Source organism: Nonlabens xylanidelens (assembly GCF_002934445.1).
Lineage (GTDB): Bacteria > Bacteroidota > Bacteroidia > Flavobacteriales > Flavobacteriaceae > Nonlabens > Nonlabens xylanidelens.
This window is the reverse complement of sequence record NZ_PTJE01000003.1, coordinates 433,140-452,435: the sequence shown is the minus strand read 5'-3', so window position 1 is coordinate 452,435 and position 19,296 is coordinate 433,140. Positions and strand designations below refer to the sequence as shown.

Sequence of the window (19,296 nt, the reverse complement as noted above, 5' to 3'; positions counted from 1 at the left end):
AACGGATTAATTATTATCGATCAAATCGTCACTTACCATATGTGGTATCGTGACTTGTAAAGCAGGATTTATTTCCATCGCTCTCTTAATAGCAAAAACAGCATTTTCATTACGCGCCCAGTTTCTACGAGCAATACCGTTATTTACATCCCAGAAAAGCATAGATTCTAGCTTATCTTCTGATTCTTTACTACCATCAATTACCATTCCAAAACCACCATTCATAACCTCGCCCCAGCCCACGCCGCCGCCATTGTGTATAGAAACCCAGGTTGCACCTCTAAAACTGTCACCTATAACGTTTTGTATAGCCATGTCTGCAGTAAATCGAGAACCGTCATAGATATTAGAAGTCTCTCTATATGGAGAGTCTGTACCAGAGACATCGTGGTGGTCACGACCTAGAACTATAGGCCCTATCTCACCGGCTTCTATAGCTTTATTAAAGGCACGAGCAATTTCTATTCTACCTATTGCGTCTGCATATAAAATTCTAGCTTGTGACCCTACTACTAGTTTGTTCTCTTGTGCTCCTTTAATCCATTTTATATTATCCTGCATTTGTTGCTGGATACGCTCTGGAGCCTCTTTTGACAATTGCTCTAATACCTGAGTCGCGATTTGATCTGTTTTCTTAAGATCTTCTGGATCATTTGATGCGCAAACCCATCTAAACGGACCAAAACCGTAGTCAAAACACATAGGTCCCATAATATCTTGCACATAAGAAGGATAACGGAACTCAGTGTCTGTTCCTTTTATATCAGCATCTGCGCGGCTAGATTCTAGCAAAAATGCATTACCGTAGTCAAAGAAATACGTTCCTTTTTCTGTGTGTTTATTAATCGCATCTACATGACGTCTCAAAGATTTTTGCACTTCTATTTTAAAGTCGTCTGGTTGATTGCTCATCATCTCGTTAGATTCTTCAAAAGTAAGATCTACTGGATAATATCCGCCAGCCCATGGATTATGTAAACTGGTCTGATCGCTACCTATCGATATGTGAATATCAGCATCGTAAAGCGCTTCCCAAACGTGAACTATATTTCCTTCAAAAGCGATAGAGATTGTCTCCTTATCTTCTTGAGCTTTTTGTACTCGAGAGATTAAATCTGTTGTATTTTTAATAACCACATCTACCCAACCTTGTGAGTGTCTGGTGTGTACAGCTTTAGGATTCATCTCTGCACAAATAGTGATACAGCCAGCTATATTACCAGCTTTAGGTTGTGCACCGCTCATTCCACCTAGACCTGAGGTTACAAATATGTTTCCAGTTGGTTCTTTTTTTATTTTTCTAAAAGCATTGAGAACGGTAATAGTTGTACCGTGAACGATACCTTGTGGTCCTATGTACATAAAAGAACCTGCTGTCATCTGTCCATACTGAGTAACACCTAGAGCGTTAAACTTTTCCCAGTCATCTGGTTGTGAGTAATTAGGAATCATCATCCCGTTAGTAACTACACATCTCGGTGCTTTTTTATGAGAAGGGAATAATCCCATAGGGTGACCAGAATACATAACCAGCGTTTGCTCGTCATTCATCTGGCTTAGGTACTTCATGGTCAGTAAATATTGTGCCCAGTTAGAAAACACAGCACCATTACCACCATAAGTAATTAGTTCATGTGGATGTTGTGCTACGGCATGATCTAGGTTATTCTGTATCATAAGCATGATACCTGCTGCTTGCTGAGAATTTGCTGGATAGTCGGCAATATTTCTAGACTTGATTTTATATTCAGGCATGAAACGATACATATAAATACGACCGTACTTCTCTAACTCTTCTTTAAATTCTGGTAAAAGAATTTCATGATGTTTTGGGTCAAAATAACGCAGTGCGTTGCGCAATGCTAATTTCTCTTCTTCAGCATTGAGTATTTTTTTACGTTTAGGGGCATGATTTACATTAGTATCATAAACGTGTGGTGCTGGTAGTTTTTCAGGAATTCCTGTTTGTATGCTTTCGCGAAAGCGTGCTATAGAAATATCTTCACTCATGAATTCTTAGTTTTGGCTGTTTGTCTTTTTATCGTATCCGTATGGGCAGTGACGGCAACCGCTCTCACAACAATAACCTCTTTTAAGATGGTATTGCTCTGTAAAACAACGGTATCCTTCTGGTGTCAAGTAATAATCGCCTTCTTCTACGGGAATAATCTTCTTCATGCTATAAAAATACAATAGTTGCTAGAGATATAAGAATTGCAACGAGATTGGTTTTAAGTAAGGGTAAATGATTTCTTAGGATTTACGATAGCACAAGCTAATTCAATAACTTTGCGATATGATTCCTTTAAAATCAAAATATCTTAAAAAATATAGCGGCATGACGCTGTGGCCTTTTTTACTAGTAAGTAATAAAAGTAAATTGACGGATGCTGTTTTTATGAATCATGAGAACATTCACGCCGTTCAACAAAAGGAATTATTAGTCGTATTTTTTTATTTATGGTATGGTCTCGATTACCTATTTAATCTCATGCGATATATGAACCATCATAAGGCTTATAGAAACATAGTATTTGAAAGAGAAGCTTATTTAAATGAAAGTAATTTAGATTATTTAAAAGAGAGAAAGTTGTTATCCTTTTTTAAATTCTATGGTAAGAAGTATGCGCATGAATAGACTTTTTAAATCTCAAGATTCCGTTAATGAGAGGTTTAAATCTTATCGAGATCTAGACATAGAGATGGACATGAAGAGAGATGATTTATTACATAAAGAAGTGTCTGGTAATAAATTACGTAAATTAAAATACAATCTTCTACAGGCGCAAGAATTAGGTCAGGATACCATTCTTACTTATGGTGGTGCTTTTTCTAACCACATAGCAGCTACAGCAGCTGCAGGTAAATTGCTAGGGATTAAGGTCATAGGTATTATCCGTGGTGAAGAGTTAGGAGCAGACCTCAATAAAACACTTGCTGGAAATGCTACTTTAAGACAAGCGCATGTAGATGGAATGAAATTTCATTTTGTCACGCGCGAGAAATATAGAGATAAAGAAACAGATTTGTTTCTGGAAGAAATGAAAGTCTTATTCGGTAATTTTTACAACATTCCAGAAGGTGGTACTAATGAGCTTGCTGTAAAAGGAACACAAGAGATTCTTACAGAAAGCGATAAAGAGAATTATGATATCATTTGTGTTGCTGCAGGAACTGGTGGTACAGCTGCTGGAATCATAAACAGTGCTGCGCCGCATCAAAAAGTGATGGTATTCTCTGCCTTAAAGGGAGATTTTATGCGATCTGAAATTGAAAAGTATACCCATGGAAAAGAATTTGAGGTGATTGATGAAATCGCTTTTGGTGGTTATGCAAAGTCAGATGATCGATTGATTGATTATATGAATATCCGCTTTCGCGAAAGCGGAATACCACTAGAACCTATTTATACCGCAAAAATGATGTACGGCATAGAACAAATGGTGGAGAGTAGCGTTATCAATGGGAAAACTCGTATTTTAGCCATTCATACTGGTGGTTTACAATCTATCACTGGATATAACAAAGTGTTAGAAAAAAAACGACGTCTTAAGATAAGCTATGAAAACCAACTATAGACTACTTTGCTCTTTAATGGTAGCAGGAATGCTACTTACCTCATGTGGATCAAAAAAGAGCGTAAGAACAACAAAACCTAAAACGACTACAACATCAAGCACAGCTGATAAAACAACACCAGTAGTTGTTACAGATGATGAAGATAAAGTAACTACTACCACAAGCCCACGTAGTAAAGATAAAGTTGCTAACTACATAGACGATTTTAAGGATATCGCAATGAAGGAAATGAAACTTTATAAAATACCTGCTAGTATTACACTAGCGCAAGGAGTATTAGAAAGTGGCTCTGGAAACGGTAGACTAGCTGTAGAGGCAAATAATCACTTCGGTATCAAATGCCATACGGGCTGGACTGGTGGTCGCATCTATCACGATGATGATGAAGATCAAGAATGTTTCCGTACGTATAACGATGCGAGTTATTCTTATCGCGATCACTCCTTATTTTTAAAAGACCGTAAAAGATATGCAGGTCTTTTTGAACTAGATCAGGACGATTATAAAGGATGGGCTAGAGGTTTAAGAAAAGCAGGATATGCTACAGATAAGAGGTATCCTCAAAAATTAATAAGTCTTATCGAGAGATATGAATTGTATCAATATGATAATATTGCTTTAGGTAAAGCTGTAGATGAGAAGCCTAGAGTTATAGAAGAGGTAAAAGAAAACAATACATCTGGATTTACAAAGCAACATGTAGTTGTTAAAGGAGATACCTTATACAGTGTGTCTAAGAGGTACAATACAACTGTTGATAAGCTTAAAAAACTTAATAAATTAAAAACTAACGTGCTAAGTGTAGGTCAAGCACTTATCGTTAAATAATTATACATTTTTCATGTCATTTATATATCAAAGAAGTAGTGCGCTTTTTCAAGAAGCAAAAAAATATATTCCAGGTGGAGTCAACTCTCCAGTGCGTGCGTTTAATGCGGTAGGTGGAGACCCTGTATTTGTAGAGCGTGCAAAAGGTGCGTATTTACAAACAGAAGATGGACACCAGATTATAGATTACATCGCATCATGGGGACCTATGATTTTGGGTCACGCTTTTGAACCAGTTGTTGAGGCAGTAATTAAAGCTACAGAAAAAGGTACTTCTTATGGAATGCCTACTGCTATTGAGACTGAAATAGCAAAGCTAGCCGTATCTATGGCGCCTAATGTAGACCAAATAAGAATGGTTAACTCTGGTACAGAAGCTTGTATGAGTGCTGTACGACTAGCGCGTGGTTATACAGGACGTGATAAGATTATTAAATTTGCTGGGTGTTATCATGGTCATAGTGATTCTTTCTTAATACAAGCAGGTAGTGGTGCGGTAACTTTCGGTAGCCCTAACAGTCCAGGTGTTACTCAAGGAACTGCAAAAGACACTCTACTTGCAGACTATAATAATTTAGAACAAGTTGCAGATATATTTAAGCAAAATAAAGGTGAAATAGCCTGTGTCATTATTGAGCCTATTGCAGGTAACATGGGTTGTGTATTGCCGAAAGAAGGTTTTCTAGAAGGTATAAGATCTTTATGTGATGAGCATGAAGCATTATTTATTTTTGATGAGGTAATGACTGGTTTCAGACTAGCTCGTGGTGGCGCTCAAGAAATTACTGGTGTAAAAGCAGATATTGTTACTTATGGAAAAGTAATAGGTGGTGGTTTACCAGTAGGTGCATTTGCTGCGAAACAAGAAATTATGAATCATCTAGCACCATTAGGTCCAGTTTATCAGGCAGGTACTTTAAGTGGTAATCCGCTAGCGATGAGTGCTGGTCTTGCGATGTTGACTTATTTAAATAACAACCCTAGTGTTTATGATAATCTAGCTGCAAAGACAGAATATCTGCATAAAGGAATTGATACTGTTCTTTCTGAAAAAGGAATGGATTATAAAATTAACCGTATCGGTTCAATGATGTCTGTTCATTTTACAGATCAAGAAGTGGTGGATTTTGCAAGTGCAGCGACAGGTAATAATGAGTGGTTTAAAAAATATTTCCATGGATTACTAGACCACGGTATTTATTTGCCTCCTAGTGCTTTTGAATCTTACTTCTTAAATGACGCATTGAGTTATGAAGACCTAGACAAGACTATAGAAGCGAGTAGAGAAGTGGTTGCAGGATGGTAATTTTGCTTTCGCGAAAGCAGAATAACAACAAATACTATTCTTAATTTTGAGTACATCTTCCATAAAATTCTACGATAGGTTTTCTAAACTATATCCCATTGTGGATGTATTCTTGCGGCCTCAAAAACGCCGATTATTTGAAGAGATAAATTTACTAGATCATGGTAAGTTGTTAGAAATAGGAGTAGGAAATGGAACTCATTTAGGACTTTATAAAAAGCATGCTCTTATAGGTATAGATACCTCTAAGAGCATGCTTTCTAAGGCTATTGATTATGCAACGCAAGAAATGCAATTGTTGCATATGAGTGGTGAGCAACTAGAATTTGAAGATCATTGCTTTGATTATATTGTTCTATCTCATGTAATTGCTGTGGTAGAGCATCCAGAAAAAATGCTAGAAGAATGCTGTCGTGTTTTAAAAAAAGATGGCTCTTTAATACTACTCAATCATTTTACACCCAATAACTTTTTGGGATATATAGATCGTGCTTTTCAATTGTTTTCTCCTATTTTTCATTTCAAATCTGCTTTTTACTTAAAGGATTTAAAAGCTTTAAAAAAAATAGAGCTCAAGGAACAAATACATTTTAGTAGACTGCGATATTTTAAACTGTTGATCTATAAAAAGCCATGATTAAAAGAAATTTTTTAATCGCTATTACAATGTTTATTGCATTGTTTATCTATACCTTTTATAGAACGGACTACACACTCATAAATCAATTATGGATCTATCTGTTTACACAAGAATCTTTTACGGCGATTAAATCTACAGTTAGAACCGCAATGCCACTGCCAGAATTAATTGTTTATTCTTTACCTGAGGCATTATGGATATTTACTATTACACTCACTTCTAAGAATTTGTTTTTTAAAATTAGAGATCAGAAAATCTTTTTATACTTTCTTCCTTTAGTCTTTTGTGTAGGTATGGAGCTGTTACAATATACTGGGATTACAAACGGACATTTTGATTTTTGGGATATCGGACTTTCTTTACTCTTTTGGTTTTTGGGTCTTTTAACTCCTTTGAACACAAGCAAGTTTGATATTTTAAAAACGTGGAATAAGGAAGTGGTGCTTTGTAGTTTTTCTTATGGAGTCGTTTATCTTGCCCATACTATGTAATTTAAAATTAAAGCATAAAAAAACCGCTCTTGAAAAGAGCGGTTTTTTTATGCTTATAAAATAGTAACTATTTAGGGCTTACTTTACTTTGTAGTAAATTGTATTTAGAATCACCTAAAAGTTGTTTTAATTGTGTTTGATACGCATTCATGATGTCGTTTTTTCTACCTTGAACATCAGTAGCTTCTTTTCCTTCACGAGCAAGGCGATCTAGTCTACTTTCTTTAGTAGTGACTATTTCACTCAGTTGACTGCGTTTATCACTTTCTAAATTAGTAATATCCATAATCTTATCAACTTTAGCATCCATTTTAGAATTAAAATCTTGGACTCTAGCAGTAGTTTTTCTACTTAATTCTTGTTGTGCTGGGCTTATTTCTTGTTGTGCAAACGTCACAGAACTGGCAAGAACAGCCGCAATAAATAATACTTTTTTCATGATGGGTGTTTTCTAGTTTCTAAAAATAAGAATTTATTTGGATAATAAAATAAAAAGCTGGACTCAATTAAGAATCCAGCTTTAGTAAAAAGGGAAAGTAATACGTTGTTAGTTAATTACTTTAAGATTGACTAGTTACGATTTCCTCTTTTTTCATCTTGTCCTTTTCTGTGCTTGCCACCTCTTTTTTTTCCTTTAGATCGCTTTGCCATCATCTTTTCCCATTTAGCATATTGATCAGCATTAAGAATGCTTTTCATTTCACGTTTCATGGCAATCTTTTTTTCAAGAGCAGCTTCAGACTTTGTGAACCTTTGTTCTTCAGTAAGTTTTTCTCTGTCTTCTCTTTTCATTTTATTAGACTTGCGATCTTTCGCTTCTACTAATAATAGTTTTTCAACTTGAGATTGTTGTTTAGAGTCTAGGTCTAAAACTAGAGTCATTTTCTTAGATTGTATAGAAGCAATTTGCTCTGGAGTACGATCTTTTTTTCCGTTGTTAGCTTGTGTAATTCCTACACTTAAAATAGCTAATAAAAACAATATCTTTTTCATGTGTTTATGTTTTAATGTTACAATTCTATGACATGATATTTTCAATAAGGTTTAATGAAAGCACAAAAAAAAGTCATGCACTGGGCATGACTTTATAATTTAAACAATATGTAAACTGTTGATAATGATCAGTTTTGATCAGATTAATCAGTTTTTGTTGATGTCTCAGAACTTGTCGTTTTTGAATCACCTTCACTGTTATAAGCTTTATTTAATTCTGTGATTACGGTTTCAGTAATATCACTAGCTTCATTTCCATAAACTAATCCGCCAGAGTTATTTTTACCGAATACAAAAGAGTAATTGTTCTTTTTTGCATGAGATGCAATAAACTCTTCTACATGAGTATTTAGTTCTTTTAAATCTTTGTCTAGTTGCTCTTGCATACTTTGCTCTTGAGCCTTCATTTGAGACTCTACCATTTGCCATTTTTGACTAAATGCTACTATCTCAGGATTGTTTAGTTGCTGCTGCTGGCTTAGTCTACTAAATTTTGCCTGCATAGGTGCTGCTTCCATTTGGTAAGCCATTCCTAGACTATCTGTCTTCTTTTTAAAATCTTCTTGTTTCTTTATTATTACTGCTTCAAGGTCAATTTTTTCTTGATATTCTTCATAGACTTTTTCACTGTCTACAAATGCTATTTTTTGAGATTCTTGACAAGATGCTGCGCCTATTAAAATAACTGCTAGGGCGATAAATTTTTTCATTTGTGGTTTTTTAAATTTTGCCAAATGTATTCATATTAATTATCTAAAACAACGTCATGGATCATGATCAAGTGTATTTTATTAAAAGCTTCAAAAAACTTATTTAAGAAGTCTTTTTAGAATTAAATATAATTTAAGAGCTTCTGAAAAAAAAATCAAAAAAAAACCTGCTGATTTATTTAAATCAGCAGGTTTTAAATGGAGTAGTGAAGTTTTAAACTACTTCTACAAAAAGTCCGTCTTCAGTTTTAGAAACCTTTGCGACTTTTTTACCTGTAAGTCCTTTAATAGATTTGTCCCATTTCTTACCACTTAAACCAGCTTGATCTTTAAGAGCAGCTAGCTCAATTTTACCAGACTTAGAAAGTAGTTCAAAAACGTGTTTTTCATCTTCGTTAAGCTCTACACTTGTTGTGTTTTCTGGCTTCATTTGAGGGAAGAAAAGTACTTCTTGTATAGAAGGGTTGTTTGTAAGATACATGATCAAACGGTCCATACCTATTCCTAATCCTGAGGTAGGAGGCATTCCATATTCTAGAGCTCTCAAGAAATCTTGATCTATAAACATAGCCTCGTCATCACCACGATCTGCTAGTTTTAATTGTGCTTCAAAACGTTCTCTTTGATCAATAGGGTCATTTAACTCAGAGTATGCATTTGCTATCTCTTTACCACAAACCATTAATTCAAAACGCTCTGTTAATTCAGGATTATCACGATGTTGCTTACATAACGGTGACATTTCTTTAGGATAGTCTGTGATAAAAGTAGGTTGTATGTACTGTCCTTCACATTTTTCTCCAAAAATCTCATCGATAAGCTTTCCTTTACCCATGGTTGCATCTACTTCTATTCCTTCCGCTTTCGCGAAAGCGAACAACTCTTCTTCACTTTTTCCATGGATATCAAACCCAGTAAAATCAATGATAGACTGGCGCATGGTTACTCTAGGGTAAGGCGCTTTCCATTCTATAGTATGCTCACCAAATTGGCTCGTCGTTGCCCCATTTACTTTTACAGCACAGTTTTCTAATAACTTTTCTGTAAAATCCATCATCCAGTTGTAGTCTTTATAGGCTACATAGATTTCCATGGCAGTAAATTCTGGATTGTGTGTACGATCCATTCCTTCATTACGGAAGTTTTTACTGAATTCATAAACACCATCAAAACCACCTACTATAAGTCTCTTTAAATACAGCTCATTTGCGATACGCATATAAAGAGGCATGTCTAGAGAGTTGTGGTGTGTTATAAATGGACGTGCAGACGCTCCACCTGGAATAGGTTGTAAAATAGGAGTCTCTACCTCAAAATATTCGCGGTCGTTAAAGAACGATCGCATAGCATTAAAAAGTTTAGTTCTTTTAATAAAAACCTCTTTAACGTGTGGGTTTACAGCAAGGTCAGCATAGCGCTGTCTGTAACGCATTTCAGGATCATTAAACTCGTCATAAGTCTTTCCTTCAGCATCTGTTTTAGGTAGTGGTAATGGTTTTAAAGATTTACTTAATAAAGTATATTCTTTAATATTAACCGTAATCTCACCTACTTGTGTTTTAAAAAGCTCTCCTTTAATACCTATAAAATCTCCTAGGTCCAGTAACTTTTTAAACACGTCATTATACATAGATTTATCATCACCAGGACATATCTCGTCGCGGTTAAAATATACTTGAATACGACCGTCTGCATCTTGAATCTCACCAAAAGAGGCTTTCCCTTGAATCTTCTTACGCATTAATCGACCAGCGATTACTACCTGTTTACCTTCCTGGAAATCGGCTTTAATCTTTTTAGACGTATTATCTACTGGATAAAGTGCCGCTGGATAAGGATCTATTCCCATCTCGCGCAGCTTGCCGAGTTTCTCACGGCGTACGATTTCTTGTTCAGAAAGTTGCATAATGTTTATTTGAATTAAGCTTGCAAAGATAACTTGGTATAACCGTGTAACAAAATAGAATTCTGTAAGTCTTTTATATAGGCAGCTCTTATTAACACGACTTTTTGATAATTTGCTAGACGTTAATATGTACATGGTTGCTTACCATTAATTAAAAGACTTTAAAGTATGAGTATTTGGCGCGTTATTTTGGCCATCATTTTTCCACCACTAGCTGTTATAGGTAAAGGCTGCGGTTCTATAATTATAGTATTCTTGTTGACACTACTAGGTTGGATTCCTGGAGTAATTGCGGCATTGATTATTTTGAATAATCCTGATAGGTAAATACTATCTCTTACTATAAGGTAAACTGATTACTTACTTTTACCTTTGCAACATGAATAAGAAAGTAAATTTTCAAGATCTAGGACGCAAGGATTATAAAGAAACTTGGGACTACCAGGAGCAACTCTTTAAAGATATTCTCGATACTAAAATCAAGAATAGGAGAGAAGAAGCTGGTCTAGAGACTCAAAATCATTTACTATTTGTAGAGCATGACCATGTGTATACATTAGGTAAAAGTGGCGACTTAGAAAATCTACTAGCAAACGAGGGTTTACTTAAAAATATAGGAGCGACCTTTTATAAAATTAATCGTGGTGGTGATATTACCTATCATGGACCTGGACAGATTACCGGTTACCCTATTCTAGATCTAGATAATTTCTTTACCGACATCCATAAATATCTGCGCTTTTTAGAAGAGGTGTTTATTAAAATTCTAGCCGACTACGGACTTAAAGGAGAACGCAGCGATGGTGAGACAGGTGTATGGCTAGACGTAGGAACTCCATTTGCACGCAAGATTTGTGCACTAGGTGTAAGGGCTAGTCGCTGGGTGACCATGCATGGCTTTGCATTTAATGTAAATACTAATTTGGGTTACTTTGATCACATCATTCCTTGTGGTATAGAAGATAAGGCGGTTACGTCTCTTGCTGCAGAACTTAAAAGGGAGGTTGATATGGAAGAGGTGAAGGCTAAAATTCAACAATACTTTGTAGAGCTTTTTGAAGCAGAGTTAGTTTAAGAGAGTTATTTTTTTGATCATTCCGCTTTCGCGAAAGCGAGAACACATATACATCATACATATTTTTAATCTATCAATTACTTATTACATGTTTAGTAATAAGGTTCTTATGTGTTTATTTTATTCTATTTAGAATCATTCTATATATTTTATCAATAGTACGGATGCTTATTATAAGTAATAACAATTGATAAAAGAATCACTTATGTTTATTTAATCTAAATAAGGGTTTTATCTTTGCGCTCGTAAACAAGTAATTATTTATATCAAGTCTAAATAAACCTAAAATGAGAATTACCAAAATATCTATTTTATCTATCGCAGCTATTACAGCTACATTATTCACATCTTGTGATAGTGATGATGACGTGGCAACTATCGCTGTTGAAACTCCTGCAACTTATTCTTTCCAAAGAAATAGTGCTACAACGGTAAGTTATTCTGGACAGTCTACTAGAATCGCAATGGCCGAAGAAATTAAGTCTGGTTTTAAAAATACAGCACTTACAGAAACACAATTAGATAATATGTTTGCTCATATAGAAGGAGCAAGTGATTTTACTGATGCAGATTTAAACGCATCTGATAAAAGTGTACGTATTAAAGTAGCAGCGAGTGCAGATTTTTTCTTTGCAAACACAACTGTTGCAGCAGCTATCAAAGCAGATTTTGATGGTTTTATCTCTTCTCAAGTAAACGATGTATTTCCAGTATGGAATTCTAATGCTGCAGCTGGTGTTGCAGGACAGATTCAACAAGCTGGTGGTGGTACAGTAAGATATGTAAATGCAAAAGGTCTAGAATATGATCAAGCGTTTGCCAAAGGTCTTCTAGGTGCACTAATGACAGATCAAATTCTTAATAACTACTTAAGTCCAGCTGTTCTTGATGCAGGAGATAATAGAGTTGATAATGATAACGCTGTTCTTGAATCTGGTAAGAACTATACTACTATGGAACATAAGTGGGACGAGGCTTTTGGTTACCTATACGGTGCTGAGGCAGATGCTACTGCACCAGTTCTAGATCAAGATAGCTTTTTAAGTGAATATCTAGACCGTGTAGAAGGTGATAGCGACTTTACAGGTATTGCTGCAACTATATATGACGCTTTTAAATTAGGTCGTGCTGCGATAGTAGAAGGTGATTATGATTTAAGAGATGAGCAAGCAAATATTATTAAAGAAAATATATCAATGATACCAGCAGTAAGAGCTGTGTTTTATCTTCAAAGTGGTAAAGGAAACTTAACAGCAGACCCTGCAAGAGCATTCCATGCACTTTCTGAAGCTTATGGTTTTATATACAGCTTACAGTTTACTAGACAGCCTGGTACTACTCAACCTTACTTCACAAAAACTGAAGTAGATGCTTACCTTACAGAATTAATGACTGGTAACGGTTTTTGGGATGTAGATACAGCAACTCTAGACAGAATCTCTGATGAGATTTCTGCAAGATTTACTTTTACTACTGCACAAGCAGCAGACTAAAAGTCATAATTAGCCAATGAAAAATTTCAAAATTGCCCTCGGGCAGTTTTGAAATTTTTCTGGATTAAAAGATTAACATTAAGTTGGTGTTGTTAATGAGTCATATTCCCGACTACCATCTTAAATTTGCAAACTTTTTAAAATTAAAAAATGAAGTTAAGAAACTTAGTATTAGTGCTTTTTGCAGCGATCGCTATAGGATCATGTAGTGAGTCTGAAGATGATGGAGTAACAACTACAGACAGCTTTGATAGAAAAGCTTTGCTAGAAAATGCAGCCGATAATATTATTATCCCAGCATTACAAGATTTAAGTGACGACTTGAATTCGCTTAAAACTTCTAAAGATCTTTTTATCGCAACGCCTAACCAGGCTAACCTAGATGAGCTAAGAGAAAAGTGGCTAGATGCTTACATGACATGGCAATATGTGGAGATGTTTAACATAGGTAGGGCAGAAGAGATTTTATATTCTTTCCAGATGAATGTTTATCCTACAAATGTGACTGATATCCAAAATAACATTGCAAGTGCATCTTATGATTTAACAAGCCCTAATAATAATGACGCAGTAGGTTTTCCTGCTGTAGATTACTTATTATATGGTACGGCAAATAACGATGTTGATATACTTAACTACTATTCTACCGATTTTTCTGCGGCTTCACACCAGCAATATCTAAGTGATGTCATAGATCAAATGGATGCATTAACCACTACGGTTTTAAGCGACTGGACAGGTTCTTATAGAGATACATTTGTTAATAGCACAGGTAATACAGTGACTAGTTCAGTAAACTTATTGATAAATGATTTTATCTTTTATTATGAAAAAGGACTGAGAGCTAATAAAGTAGGTATACCTGCAGGAGTATTTTCTACTACACCTCTAGCAGATAGAGTAGAAGGTCTTTATAGTAAAGAATTTTCTAAAGAGCTTGCTCTAGAAGGTTTACAAGCCGTAGATGATTTCTTTAATGGTAGAGCTTATAACGGAACTACAACAGGGCTTAGTTATGCAAGTTATGTGACAGAATTAAGAACTAATAATGGTACTTCAGATCTTACCACTGCTATAAATAACCAACTAGCAGCAGCAAGAGCACAAATGAATGTACTGGATGATAATTTTGCAAATCAAGTAAATACAGATAACACATTAATGACTAGAACTTATGACGAGTTGCAAGTTGCTACTGTTTTATTTAAAATAGATATGTTACAAACACTAAATATAAGTGTTGACTTTGTAGATGCAGACGGTGACTAATCGATAACTAATATTTAAAAAAGGTTGCCCATCTTTGTGGCAACCTTTTTTTTGGAATGAAATCAAAAATTCATACATATTTAAATAGGACAACATCTGCGGCGCCACTGGCGGTTTTCCGTATTGGTTTTGGGGTCATGATGTTATATAGTATTATAAGATTTGCAGCTCATGGCTGGATCAATACTTTATATATAGAACCACAATTTCATTTTAGTTATTATGGGTTCAGTTGGGTGCAGCCTCTAGGTAATGCGACCTATTTGATTTTTGCACTTTGTGGACTGGCAGCATTATTTGTAGCCTTAGGTTATAAATACCGTATATCTATGCTAGTGTTTTTTCTTAGTTTTACCTACATCGAGTTGATGGATAAAACTACCTATCTCAACCATTATTACTTTATAAGTGCATTAAGTTTTTTACTCTTTTTTTTACCAGCAGCACGTTATTTTTCCATAGATACTTTAGGCAATACTGTTGCAAAAGATGGGAAAAAACAAACTCCTCAAATACCTCAATGGACTATAGATAGTATAAAATTACTTCTAGGAGTAGTTTATTTCTATGCAGGTCTGGCCAAATTGAATAGCGACTGGCTCATAAAAGCTATGCCTTTAAAAATATGGTTGCCTTCAAAATATGACATACCACTATTAGGAGACCTCATGCAACTAGAATGGGTGCACTATGCCTTCAGCTGGTCGGGAATGTTGTACGATTTATTTATACCATTTTTACTTTTATATAAAAGAACAAGAATTGTCGCATTTGCAGCCGTGGTGATTTTTCATGTGTTGACGCGTGTTTTATTTCCTATCGGTATGTTCCCATTTGTCATGATAGTAAGCGCACTTATCTTTTTTGATTCTGGACTGCATGAAAGAATCATTAGTTATATAAGAAGACTGTTGTTACCATTAAAGAGGTTTTTTATTCCGCTTTCGCGAAAGCGAATACCCAAAAAAGCAATGGAACTTAAATACAAGCGATTCATTTTACCAGTTTTAGGAGTTTTCTTTGCTTTACAATTACTATTGCCCTGGCGTTATCTAGCCTATCCAGGAGAGTTATTCTGGACAGAAGAAGGATACAGATTTTCATGGCGCGTCATGCTTATGGAAAAAATGGGAAGCGCTCAGTTTAAAATAGTTGATGAAGATGGGAAGTCATTTTATGTACAAAACAGCGACTTCTTAACTCCATTTCAAGAAAAGCAAATGAGTTATCAGCCAGACTTTATTTTACAGTACGCTCACTTTTTAGGAGATCATTTTACAAAACAAGGTCATAAGAACGTGGCAGTTTATGTGGATAGTTATGTAGCTCTTAATGGAAGATTAAGCCAGCCGTACGTAGATAAAGCGGTAAATTTGTACGCGATTAAAGAATCATTCCAGCATAAAAGCTGGATTTTACCATTCAACGATGAGATTAAAGGATTATAGTTTTATAATAATAGCTCTATTAGTGAGCTGCAGTGCGATAGCACAATTTCAAATATCTGGAAAAGTAACCGATGCTGTAACTGGTGTTGCTATTAATGATGTGGATATTTATGATAAAGATGCTGGTGTACTCGCGACTACAGACGCAAGTGGTAATTACCGTTTTGAGACTCAAAAAACAGCTCTTACTCTAGTTTTCTTTACTTATGAATATGACGTGCTGGAAACCACTCTTTCTATATCTAGCGATGCTGTTCATAATTTTAAATTAAAGGAACTATCTGAACAATTAACGGCTATAGAAATAACGGCTAGAAAGGAAAAAATATTCCAGATAGAACGTTTAAAAGATGTAGAAGGAACGGCGATTTATGCCGGTAAAAAGACAGAAGTTGTCCTTATAACAAACTCTACGGCAAACCTAGCCACTAACAATGCGAGACAAATTTACAATCAAGTAGCTGGGCTTAATATTTATCAAAATGACGATGCAGGTTTACAGCTCAATATAGGTGGTCGTGGACTGGACCCTAATAGAACAGCGAATTTTAACACACGTCAGAATGGTTATGACATCAGTGCAGATGTTTTAGGTTATCCAGAAAGTTATTATGCACCACCTACAGAGGCTTTAGGTAGCATACAGATTATACGTGGAGCGGCTTCTTTACAATATGGAACACAATTCGGTGGGTTAGTAAACTTTGTTATTAAAAAGCCTAATGCTACTCAGCCTATTGAGTTTATAACTCGCAACACGGTAGGAAGTAACGGTCTGTATACTAATTTCTCTAGTCTTAGCGGTACAGCTGGTAAGTGGAGTTATTATACCTTTTTTAATTATAAGCGTGGTGATGGTTTTAGACCTAATTCTGGTTTTGAATCAAAGAATGCTTATGCTCATGTAGGTTATCAATTTAATAAGAAAACTAAAGTAACTGCCGAGGTTACTTACCTGAATTACCTAGCGCAACAGGCTGGTGGTTTAAATGATAATCAGTTTCAAGAAGATCCTTTTCAAAGTAATAGAGAGCGCAACTGGTTTGAAGTAGACTGGTTGCTTTATAACGTTACTTTTTCTCATGATTTTTCTGAGGATACTAAATTTACTTTTAGTGCCTTTGGACTCGATGCACAAAGAAATGCTTTAGGTTTTAGAACCAATAGAGTAGACCAAGTAGATCCAGGAACAGAGCGTGATTTAATAAAAGGAGAGTTCAACAACTTTGGTGCAGAGGCTCGTTTCTTAAGTAATTATGAGCTAGCTGGAAAAAAATCAATTTTCTTGATAGGTTCTAAATTCTATAAGGCAGATAATACGAGCCAGCAAGGTCCTGGAAGTGACGGTAGTGATGCCAACTTTGATTTTCAAACAGAAGAATTTCCTAATTATCCTAATCAAAATGAATTTGTGTATCCTAATTTAAATGTTTCTCTTTTTGGTGAGAATATCATTTACCTGAATGATAAACTATCTATTACTCCTGGTTTTAGACTGGAATATATAAAAACAGAAAGTGATGGTTTCTCTAGAGAAATAAGAACAGATGCTGCTGGAAATGTCATTTTTAATGAACGTGTTGATGAGAATCGTGTCAATGATAGAACATTTGTATTACTGGGTTTAGGGTCTAGTTATAAAGCAAATAAATCTTTAGAGTTTTATGGAAACATATCTCAAAACTACCGATCTGTTACTTATACAGATATAAGCACGGCAAATCCAGCTTTTGAGATCAATCCAGATATTGATGATGAAAAAGGCTTTACAGCAGATGTAGGTGCTCGTGGTAATTATAAAGATTTTGTATCCTATGACGCGAGTGTATTTGCACTAGTATATCAAGACCGCATAGGTTTTAGACAGATCGTGTCTGACGGTCGTGTAAAAAGTGAGAGAGGTAATGTAGGTGACGCTTTTATTTATGGACTAGAGAGTCTGGTAGATTTTAATTTGAATAAATTACTTATTAATGATACAGACTATGTGTTTAATCTGTTTTTTAATACATCTGTTTTAAGTTCTGAATACACCAGTTCTGAAGAGAATGGGGTAGAAGGTAATAAGGTAGAATTTATACCAGAATTTAATTTTAAGACAGGTTTGAAATTTGGGTATAAGAACTTTCTTGCCAGCCTTCAATACTCTTATCTATCAGAGCAATTTACAGATGCTACAAATGCTGTAGACGGTAATTTAAGTGGTGTAATAGGTTCTATACCATCTTATGATATCATGGATTTTTCTACCTCTTATAAGTTTAATAAGCGATTTAAGTTAGAAGCAGGAATCAATAATGTGCTCGATAACGCTTACTTCACAAGAAGAGCAACTGGTTATCCAGGACCAGGAATCATACCGTCGCCTAACCGTAATTATTACATGACGCTAGAGATAAAAATCTAGGTATCTAAAAGTTAAGATCTAAATAGCTAGAACCTGTCTGATTTAAGATTTAGGAAAAGTTTGTAGAGTAGAGAAGAATAAGCTAAAACCTCAAAACAACTTTTACTTTTTACTACCTTTAGCTATTCATTAAAAATACAGACATGGGAAAATTTGAAATATATAAAAATAAGTCAGGAGAGTTCCGTTTTAGACTTAAAGCATCTAACGGTCAGACTATTCTTGCTAGTGAAGGTTATACGACCAAAGCTGCTAGAGATAATGGTATAGAATCGGTACGTAAGAATTCTCAAGATGAAAAACGCTTTGTAAATGGAGTTAGCAAATCAGATCAGCCTTATTTTAACCTTACTGCAACTAACGGTCAGGTAATAGGTAAAAGCGAGATGTATAACTCTGAAGCCGCTAGAGATAACGGAATCGAGAGCGTTATGAAAAATGCGCCTGAAGCAAAGGTGGTAGAGTCTTAGAACTATTCTAGGTTAAAAAAAATCCCTTTTCAATTTTAATTGAAAAGGGATTTTTTTTGATTATTTAATTTAACATCCTCTAGTCCATGAAATGATATCAGATTTTAAGAATATCCATTTGTTGTCGGTTTTTTCAAATTCTAAGAGGTGGAGTTGAGTAGTTGAAACCGTGTTTTTGACTAGTACATAAATTATAGCTTTAGTTCCAGTCGAGGAAAGCAAGGGGAAAGAAAGAGATGCATGATTTTCATTTGTTTTACGTTTTATAAAATCAGATTTTACATAACGTTTAATTTTTTCACCATTGGTTTTTTCGAGTTTTTCTGCTGTAGAATTATAATTAACTTTAATACCACCTACATTAACTAGTAATGTGTCACTCAACACGATATCAAATAGATAAACATTTTCAGTTAAAGAATCATTCTTATTCTTCTCTAAACGAACCTTTACTTCATCAAATTTTTTAGAAAAAGAAACATCTAATTTTTCAAGTAAAGAATTGTTTTCAAATTTCTTATAAATTCGCAAATTTTCTTTTTCAAATCTATCTATCGTTATCGAAATAAGTGATCTATAATCTTCTTCTGTTTGTGAAAAAGATTGCAGCGACGTGAACAGAGTAAGAAATAAACTAAAAATAGCGATCAAGTTTCTATTTTTCATTGCTTAGTTTTAATG

20 protein-coding genes are annotated in these 19,296 nt (G+C 34.9%); 13 read left to right on the top strand and 7 right to left on the bottom strand.

Annotated features, from left to right (window positions below):
• Positions 1-6 precede the first annotated feature (6 nt).
• Both LY01_RS09430 and LY01_RS15160 read right to left on the bottom strand, forming a co-directional pair.
• Entirely contained in the window at positions 7-2,010 is a 2,004-nt protein-coding gene (locus LY01_RS09430; protein ID WP_104515584.1) for a urocanate hydratase, read from the bottom strand.
• Between the two features lie 6 nt (positions 2,011-2,016).
• Complete coding sequence (locus LY01_RS15160; RefSeq protein WP_170034585.1) at positions 2,017-2,178, bottom strand: DUF5522 domain-containing protein; 162 nt, start codon at positions 2,176-2,178, stop codon at positions 2,017-2,019.
• A gap of 118 nt (positions 2,179-2,296) precedes the next feature.
• Between LY01_RS15160 and LY01_RS09425 the strand changes: the two genes are divergently transcribed.
• The 6 genes from LY01_RS09425 to LY01_RS09400 all read left to right on the top strand — a co-directional run bounded on the left by LY01_RS09425 (position 2,297) and on the right by LY01_RS09400 (position 6,844).
• Positions 2,297-2,638 (top strand): hypothetical protein, encoded by a 342-nt coding sequence (locus tag LY01_RS09425; RefSeq protein WP_104515583.1) that lies wholly within the window; start codon positions 2,297-2,299, stop codon positions 2,636-2,638.
• Positions 2,631-3,578 carry a 1-aminocyclopropane-1-carboxylate deaminase/D-cysteine desulfhydrase gene (locus tag LY01_RS09420; RefSeq protein WP_104515582.1) on the top strand — a complete coding sequence of 316 codons (948 nt, stop codon included), beginning with the start codon at positions 2,631-2,633 and terminating at the stop codon, positions 3,576-3,578. Before LY01_RS09425 ends, LY01_RS09420 begins: the two co-directional genes overlap by 8 nt.
• Positions 3,562-4,407, top strand: a complete 846-nt coding sequence (locus tag LY01_RS09415) for a glucosaminidase domain-containing protein (protein ID WP_104515581.1) — start codon at positions 3,562-3,564, stop codon at positions 4,405-4,407. Before LY01_RS09420 ends, LY01_RS09415 begins: the two co-directional genes overlap by 17 nt.
• 13 nt (positions 4,408-4,420) lie before the next feature.
• A complete protein-coding gene (gene hemL, locus LY01_RS09410; RefSeq protein WP_104515580.1) occupies positions 4,421-5,713 on the top strand; it encodes a glutamate-1-semialdehyde 2,1-aminomutase in 1,293 nt (430 codons plus the stop codon).
• Positions 5,714-5,813: 100 nt separating this feature from the next.
• Complete coding sequence (locus tag LY01_RS09405) at positions 5,814-6,350, top strand: class I SAM-dependent methyltransferase (RefSeq protein WP_211289289.1); 537 nt, start codon at positions 5,814-5,816, stop codon at positions 6,348-6,350.
• Positions 6,347-6,844 (top strand): hypothetical protein, encoded by a 498-nt coding sequence (locus LY01_RS09400; protein WP_104515578.1) that lies wholly within the window; start codon positions 6,347-6,349, stop codon positions 6,842-6,844. The genes LY01_RS09405 and LY01_RS09400 overlap by 4 nt, the downstream gene beginning before the upstream one ends.
• A gap of 67 nt (positions 6,845-6,911) precedes the next feature.
• Here LY01_RS09400 and LY01_RS09395 read toward each other — a convergent pair whose 3' ends face one another.
• From LY01_RS09395 to lysS, 4 genes are all read right to left on the bottom strand, one after another.
• Positions 6,912-7,283 (bottom strand): hypothetical protein, encoded by a 372-nt coding sequence (locus LY01_RS09395; RefSeq protein WP_104515577.1) that lies wholly within the window; start codon positions 7,281-7,283, stop codon positions 6,912-6,914.
• Positions 7,284-7,414: 131 nt separating this feature from the next.
• Complete coding sequence (locus tag LY01_RS09390) at positions 7,415-7,837, bottom strand: guided entry of tail-anchored proteins factor 1 (RefSeq protein WP_104515576.1); 423 nt, start codon at positions 7,835-7,837, stop codon at positions 7,415-7,417.
• Positions 7,838-7,980: 143 nt separating this feature from the next.
• On the bottom strand, positions 7,981-8,547 hold the full coding sequence (locus LY01_RS09385) for an OmpH family outer membrane protein (RefSeq protein ID WP_104515624.1): 567 nt from the start codon (positions 8,545-8,547) through the stop codon (positions 7,981-7,983).
• Positions 8,548-8,761: 214 nt separating this feature from the next.
• Positions 8,762-10,453: a lysine--tRNA ligase gene (gene lysS, locus LY01_RS09380; RefSeq protein ID WP_104515575.1), complete on the bottom strand. Its 1,692-nt coding sequence runs from the start codon at positions 10,451-10,453 to the stop codon at positions 8,762-8,764.
• Positions 10,454-10,621: 168 nt separating this feature from the next.
• On the opposite strand from lysS, the gene LY01_RS09375 reads away from it, so the two are divergent.
• The 7 genes from LY01_RS09375 (at position 10,622) to LY01_RS09345 (ending at position 18,615) form a co-directional block, all read left to right on the top strand.
• Complete coding sequence (locus LY01_RS09375) at positions 10,622-10,780, top strand: YqaE/Pmp3 family membrane protein (RefSeq protein ID WP_015362843.1); 159 nt, start codon at positions 10,622-10,624, stop codon at positions 10,778-10,780.
• A gap of 52 nt (positions 10,781-10,832) precedes the next feature.
• The gene (lipB, locus tag LY01_RS09370) at positions 10,833-11,528 is read left to right on the top strand and encodes a lipoyl(octanoyl) transferase LipB (protein WP_104515574.1); all 696 of its coding nucleotides are present in this window, start codon (positions 10,833-10,835) and stop codon (positions 11,526-11,528) included.
• A gap of 287 nt (positions 11,529-11,815) precedes the next feature.
• Entirely contained in the window at positions 11,816-13,021 is a 1,206-nt protein-coding gene (locus LY01_RS09365; RefSeq protein ID WP_104515573.1) for a DUF4856 domain-containing protein, read from the top strand.
• A 150-nt stretch (positions 13,022-13,171) separates the two neighbouring features.
• Positions 13,172-14,290: an imelysin family protein gene (locus LY01_RS09360; RefSeq protein WP_104515572.1), complete on the top strand. Its 1,119-nt coding sequence runs from the start codon at positions 13,172-13,174 to the stop codon at positions 14,288-14,290.
• 56 nt (positions 14,291-14,346) lie between these two features.
• Positions 14,347-15,738 (top strand): HTTM domain-containing protein, encoded by a 1,392-nt coding sequence (locus tag LY01_RS09355; protein WP_104515571.1) that lies wholly within the window; start codon positions 14,347-14,349, stop codon positions 15,736-15,738.
• Positions 15,719-18,145: a TonB-dependent receptor domain-containing protein gene (locus tag LY01_RS09350; protein ID WP_104515570.1), complete on the top strand. Its 2,427-nt coding sequence runs from the start codon at positions 15,719-15,721 to the stop codon at positions 18,143-18,145. Before LY01_RS09355 ends, LY01_RS09350 begins: the two co-directional genes overlap by 20 nt.
• 143 nt (positions 18,146-18,288) lie before the next feature.
• Positions 18,289-18,615 (top strand): YegP family protein, encoded by a 327-nt coding sequence (locus tag LY01_RS09345; protein ID WP_104515569.1) that lies wholly within the window; start codon positions 18,289-18,291, stop codon positions 18,613-18,615.
• 69 nt (positions 18,616-18,684) lie between these two features.
• Here the strand turns inward: LY01_RS09345 and LY01_RS09340 are convergent, their stop codons facing one another.
• Positions 18,685-19,281: a hypothetical protein gene (locus LY01_RS09340; protein WP_104515568.1), complete on the bottom strand. Its 597-nt coding sequence runs from the start codon at positions 19,279-19,281 to the stop codon at positions 18,685-18,687.
• Between the last annotated feature and the right edge of the window lie 15 nt (positions 19,282-19,296).